Consider the following 5,624-nt stretch of genomic DNA (forward strand, 5'->3'; position numbering starts at 1 on the left):
TCCATGAGCAATGTGGCCACCGACTCGTTACCGATGCCACCTGCTCCGGTAATCATTGCGGCAACCGGAAGGTCTTCACGCAGATGAGTAATTTTGCGGGAACTGTTGTAAATCATTCCGTTGGCAAACGAACTCGCACTATCAGTTGCCATCACCAAGCCATCATTGATCTTGACGGAAACAAGTATGGTCATTAACACCTCGAAGAGAAAGGAAGCAGGGTATCGCCAACAACAACGCCCAACAAATGATGTTTCATAATTTTCGCGGGGCAGATGAGGCACATCCGGAGTCCTGTCAAACCCGCCATGTGTCAGATCTTGTGCGTTCGCAGAATTTTGAGTCGATACCCGACTAGGCGCAGTGCACTGCCGACGATCTCATTTCAGCGACGCCTGCATATTCTTCGCATGCCGCAGATGCGTTTCAAATGCCGGACGCGCCTGCAGGAGTGCATCTTTCAACTCGGCATTCTTCGCATTCGGGATCAGGGTGTTGTCCAATGTATCCAACACTGTCTGATGGTAGTTCAGTTCATTATCGATGTAGGCAATGTCGAATTCTTTTCCCTTCAATCCTTTCAGTTTTTTAAGCGTCACCGCGCCGGTCTCTTTAAAGCCTTTGCTGGTCTTGGTTTCCTCCGGCTTCACCTTCAATTTCCCGGCTATTGCCGTTGCCTGCTTGTTGATCGCGCTGTGGTCTGTAATCATCAACTGCGCAAACTCTTTCACATCGGCATTTCTGGAGGTTGACCTGGCAAGCTCTCCGGCACCAATGTCGACGTTGTTGGCGGCCAGGATAATAGCGACGATCTGCGCGTCATTTGGTGCGGCGGACTGCGCAAATGCTGCAGCGGCGACCAACGCTAACAGGCTCGCTGTCAGTGCCTCAAAGATTGTTCTCATGGAAGTCTCCTTATTGATTGGAGGGAAATTGAAGCGTGCTGCAAACCTTAGATGAAGGAATACCTTGCACGTTCGCAAATCTGGACGAAGCCGTTTTCAGCAGGCCGTCCCACAGGTCGATATCTGCTTCCGGTTCGGATGATCTTTTATGCCCGATCAGAGAGAACCTTGCCGTGATCCGGCGCCAATGTCGCCAGATTCGCCGCCAGATTCAGGGAACGATGGTCGTGAACAGGTACACGGCAAAAATCACCAGGTGGACCGTTCCCTGCATGACGGTGGTGCGCCCTGTGCCGAGCGACAGCGTGGCGACAACCAGCGACAGCAATAGCAGAACCGTCGATTTGACATCGATCCCGAGTGAAAGCGTCCATCCCGTCATCAAGGAGACGATGGCGACGGCCGGGATGGTCAGGCCGATACTTGCCAGCGCTGAACCAAGGGCGAGATTGAGGCTGGTCTGAAGGCGATTGGCCCGGGCAGCCTGGTAGGCGGCGATGCTCTCGGGAAGGAGAACCACGGCGGCGATAATGATGCCCACCACCGCCTTCGGCGCGCCAAGAGCGTTCACCACCGCTTCCAGCGTCGGCGACAGCGACTTGGCAAGGAGTACCACGCTTGCCAGGCAGGCCAGCAGCAGTGCTGCGCTGACGGCGGCCATTCTTGCCGACGGCGGCGCCGCGTGCACTTCCTCGTCGGAAGCGGCAACGGCAGGAAGGAAGTAGTCACGGTGACGTACCGTCTGGACGAGGACAAAGGTGCTGTAAAGAACGAGCGACACGATGGCGATGAAGGCCAGCTGGCTATCGCTGTAAACCGGTCCTTGCGCTGTGGTGGTGTAGTTCGGCAATACCAACGTCAATACGGAGATCGCCGCCAAGGTGGCAAGGGCCGCCGACACACCGTATAGCCCGAACGTCTGCTCCCCGTGCCGGCCTCCTCCGGCCAGCAGGCACAATCCGACCATGCCGTTCAGGATGATCATCACCGCGGCGAAGACCGTGTCCCGCGCGAGCCCGGCGGTTTCTTCACCACCGGAGATCATCAGCGACACGATGAGTGCAACTTCAATCGCCGTGACTGCCACAGCCAGCACCAGTGTGCCGTAAGGCTCGCCGACGCGATGTGCGACCACCTCGGCATGAAACACGGCGGCAAGCACCCCCGCGAACAAGCCGGCGACAAGCAGGGCGGTGAAGAGGACCCCTAGTGCATCTCCCGCGCCGATGAATGAAGCGGCGAGCAGGAGCCAGGCAATAACCGGCGAGGCAACAGACCAGAGAGGGAGTTTGGAAGATAGTTTCATCGGCAGGCGCTGTGCTATGGACCGTGAATTCTAGCAACAAACGCCGGCCGGCTTCCCGGCGCGTGGAGGTGACGCCGCATCGGCCAGGGATGCATGCCGCAATTCGCTTTTTGATGCCTCGATGAGAGGGAGCTACACCGGGTCTGAACCCGGTACGGTCTCTCCGCGACAACGCGCATGCGCGATCGATCCGCGGTCCAGCACGTCGCCGGCAGGTATCGGAGAGGACGGCCTTCGTCGGTCCTGCGCTGTTTGCTTAAAGTGAAGTCCTGAGGGAAAACAGTTCGGGGAACAACTCGACGTCCAGCATCTTTTTCAAATAGCTCGCCCCGGCCGTGCCGCCGGTACCTTTCTTGAAGCCGATCACCCGCTCCACGGTGGTGAGGTGGCGGAAGCGCCAGTACCGGAAGGATGTTTCGAGGTCGACCAGTTTCTCGCCGAGTTCATACAATTCCCAGTAGGTGTCCGGGTCCGCGTACACCTTCAGCCACGCCGACTCGACGGACGCATCGGCGGCGGTCGGCTGTGTCCGGTCGACGGTGAGACGGCCGGGGTCGATCGGCAGTCCTGCCTCCGCCATCAGGCGCACCGCTTCATCATAGATGGACGGCTGTTCCAGTGCCGAGCGCAGCCGGTCGTGCGCTTCCTCCGAATGTGCATGGACCTGCACGAGGGCGGCGTTCTTGTTCCCGAGCAGGAACTCGATTTCCCGGTACTGGTAGGACTGGAAGCCGGACGAGTTGCCCAGATAGGGCCGGATCGCGGTGTACTCCGGCGGTGTCATCGTCGCCAGGACATCCCACGCATGGACCAGCTGGTCCATGATGCGCGCCACCCGCGCCATCATCTTGAATGCGGGCGGCAGATCGCCAGCCTGCATTTGCAGGCGTACCCCATGCAGCTCATGCAGCATCAGTTTCATCCACAGCTCGCTGGTCTGGTGCTGGATGATGAACAGCATTTCATTGTGGTTGGGCGAAAGCGGATGCTGCGCCGACAAAAGTGTCTTGAGCTGCAGGTAGTCGCCGTAGCTCATGGCATCATGGAAGTCCATCCTGGCCCCATGCCAGGATGCCGGCTTTCCGTTGAACGGGCATTCCATGTGTGTCTCCTTCGTTGCCTGCAGGGTCATGTGACGGCGTTCTGGCGCGCATCGGGATGATAATCCCGGGTGTCCAGGATGTCCCGCAAATGTTCCACCGCATCCCATACATCGGCATGGCTGGTGTACAGCGGCGTGAAGCCGAAGCGCATCACATGCGGTTCGCGGTAATCGCCGATCACGCCGCGGGCGATCAGCGCCTGCATGACTGCATAGCCATGGGGATGCGTGAAGCTGACATGGCTGCCGCGCCGGTCGTGCTCCCGGGGCGTGATCAGGGCCAGCCCGTGGCCGGCACAGCGGCTTTCGACCAATGCGATGAACAGATCGGTCAGCGCCAGCGACTTGGCCCGCACCGCCTCCATGCCGACTTGCGAAAAGATATCCAGGCCGCATTCCACCATGGCGAGCGAGACGATCGGCTGGGTGCCGCACATCGCCCGCCGGATGCCTTCGCCGGGCCGGAACTCCGGCTGCATGGCAAACGGCGTCGCATGGCTCCACCATCCGGACAAGGGCTGGCGAAAGCGGGCGTGGTGACGCGGGGCGATCCAGGCGAAGGCCGGCGCGCCGGGCCCGCCGTTGAGGTACTTGTAGGTGCAGCCGACGGCGAAGTCGGCATTGCAGCCATTCAGGTCGACAGGCACGGCGCCGGCGGAATGCGCCAGGTCCCACAGCACCAGCGCTCCCTTTGCCTGCGCCGCCGTCGTCAGGGCGCGCATGTCGTGCAGGTGCCCGGTGCGATAGTTCACATGGGTCAGCATCACCACCGCCGTCTCGTCATCGATGGCGGCGGCGATGTCTTCCGGCGCATCCGCCATGCGCATGCGGTAGCCGCGATCCAGCCACTCCGCCAGTCCCTGGGCCATGTAGAGGTCGGTGGGGAAATTGTCGCGCTCCGTGAGGATGACCTTGCGCCGCGCGCCGTCCGGCGCGGCGGCCTGCAGGTCCAGCGCGCCGGCAAGCAGCTTGAACAGATTGACGGAGGTGGAATCGGTGATGACCACCTCGTTCTCCCTTGCGCCGATCAACGGCGCCAGCTTGTTGCCCAGGCGGGCGGGCAGGTCGAACCAGCCGGCCTTGTTCCAGCTGCGGATCAAGTCATTGCCCCATTCCTGTTCGATCACCTGGAGGCCGCGCGCCAGCGCCGCCCTGGGCCGTGCGCCGAGGGAGTTGCCGTCGAGGTAGATCGCGCCGTGCGGCAAGGCGAATTGCCCGCGCAGCGGGGCCAGCGCATCGGCGCCATCCAATGCGAGGCAGTCCTGTCGTGTCATGGTGGTGTGGTTCATGTGTTGTCGGTGTCTTTCTGCAGGCTGCGCAGGATGGCGCGTACCGGGCTGGCGTCCATGCCCGCGAGGCGCAATGGCAGGGCGATCAGTTCATAATCGCCGGCGGCCACGTCATCGAGGACGATGCCCTCGAGAATGGCCATGCGGCGAACGCGTACCGCATGGTGAGCGTCCATGGTCTTGGAATCCTGCGGGTCCAGCGACGGCGTGTCGATGCCGACCAGCCGTACTCCTGCCTCGGCGAGCAGCGCGATGGTTTCCGGCGCCACCGCGGCGAAGGCGTCATCCCAGGCTTCGACGGGCGCGGACTGGTAGGTGCGCAGCAGGACGCGGGGCGGCACCTGCGCCAGAAACGATGCCACATGCTCCGGCTTCACCAGGTTTGTGCCGATGCAATGCATCACCCGGCAGGGCCCGAGGTAGGCGTCGAGGGATACCTTGTCGATCGACATGCCGTCCGGATCGTAATGCGATGGCGCATCGCAGTGGGCGCCAGTGTGGGTCGACATGGCGATGCGGCTGACCTGCACCGGGCAGGTGTCGCTCATCGTCCAGGTCGCCTCGGCGGTGAAGCGGGTATCGCCGGGCCAGACCGGTATGTCCGGCGTCAGCACGGGACTGATGTCCCATAGGGTTCTGATGGTGTCGATGTCATGCTCCCCATGCGTTCAATGGGTTCATTTTATGCCAATCGGTCGGACAATTTATGCGAATATGGGGCGTAAGAAGCATGTAAATTCGCATATAATTGCGTAGATCAATACATCTTTCGAATTTAATTCAACATGCAACTGGATTCCATCGATCTGCATATCCTGGCGACCCTGCAAGATGAGGGGCGCATCAGCAATCTCGAGCTTGCCGAAAAGGTGTTCCTGTCGCCGTCGGCCTGCCTGCGGCGGGTACGCCTGCTGGAGGAAGCCGGCATCATCCGTCGCTACAGCGCGGTGCTGGATACGGAGAAACTGGGACTGGAAGTCGATGTGTTCGTCGAAGTGACGATGCGCCGGGAAGAATTGACC

Annotated in this window: 7 protein-coding genes; 1 reads left to right on the plus strand and 6 read right to left on the minus strand. The window is 60.8% G+C overall.

The genetic code is table 11. From position 1 onward, the window contains the following. The 6 genes from V7080_RS23315 to kynB all read right to left on the minus strand — a co-directional run. Positions 1-194 (minus strand): hypothetical protein (locus V7080_RS23315; protein ID WP_334190768.1); only part of this gene is annotated, 194 nt, incomplete at its 3' end. Positions 195-380: 186 nt separating this feature from the next. Continuing rightward, on the minus strand, positions 381-905 hold the full coding sequence (locus V7080_RS23320) for a DUF4142 domain-containing protein (RefSeq protein WP_334190769.1): 525 nt from the start codon (positions 903-905) through the stop codon (positions 381-383). A gap of 211 nt (positions 906-1,116) precedes the next feature. Beyond that, positions 1,117-2,211, minus strand: a complete 1,095-nt coding sequence (locus V7080_RS23325; RefSeq protein ID WP_334190770.1) for a calcium:proton antiporter — start codon at positions 2,209-2,211, stop codon at positions 1,117-1,119. A gap of 256 nt (positions 2,212-2,467) precedes the next feature. Further along, complete coding sequence (gene kynA / locus V7080_RS23330; protein ID WP_334190771.1) at positions 2,468-3,313, minus strand: tryptophan 2,3-dioxygenase; 846 nt, start codon at positions 3,311-3,313, stop codon at positions 2,468-2,470. 26 nt (positions 3,314-3,339) lie between these two features. Continuing rightward, positions 3,340-4,602, minus strand: a complete 1,263-nt coding sequence (kynU, locus tag V7080_RS23335; RefSeq protein WP_334190772.1) for a kynureninase — start codon at positions 4,600-4,602, stop codon at positions 3,340-3,342. Next, positions 4,599-5,252 carry an arylformamidase gene (gene kynB / locus V7080_RS23340; protein WP_442947277.1) on the minus strand — a complete coding sequence of 218 codons (654 nt, stop codon included), beginning with the start codon at positions 5,250-5,252 and terminating at the stop codon, positions 4,599-4,601. The genes kynU and kynB overlap by 4 nt, the downstream gene beginning before the upstream one ends. 135 nt (positions 5,253-5,387) lie before the next feature. On the opposite strand from kynB, the gene V7080_RS23345 reads away from it, so the two are divergent. Beyond that, positions 5,388-5,624: Lrp/AsnC family transcriptional regulator (locus tag V7080_RS23345; RefSeq protein ID WP_334190773.1), on the plus strand; the 237-nt coding region annotated here is incomplete at its 3' end.

It is taken from the genome of Noviherbaspirillum sp., assembly GCF_036846085.1.
Taxonomy (GTDB): Bacteria; Pseudomonadota; Gammaproteobacteria; order Burkholderiales; family Burkholderiaceae_D; genus Noviherbaspirillum.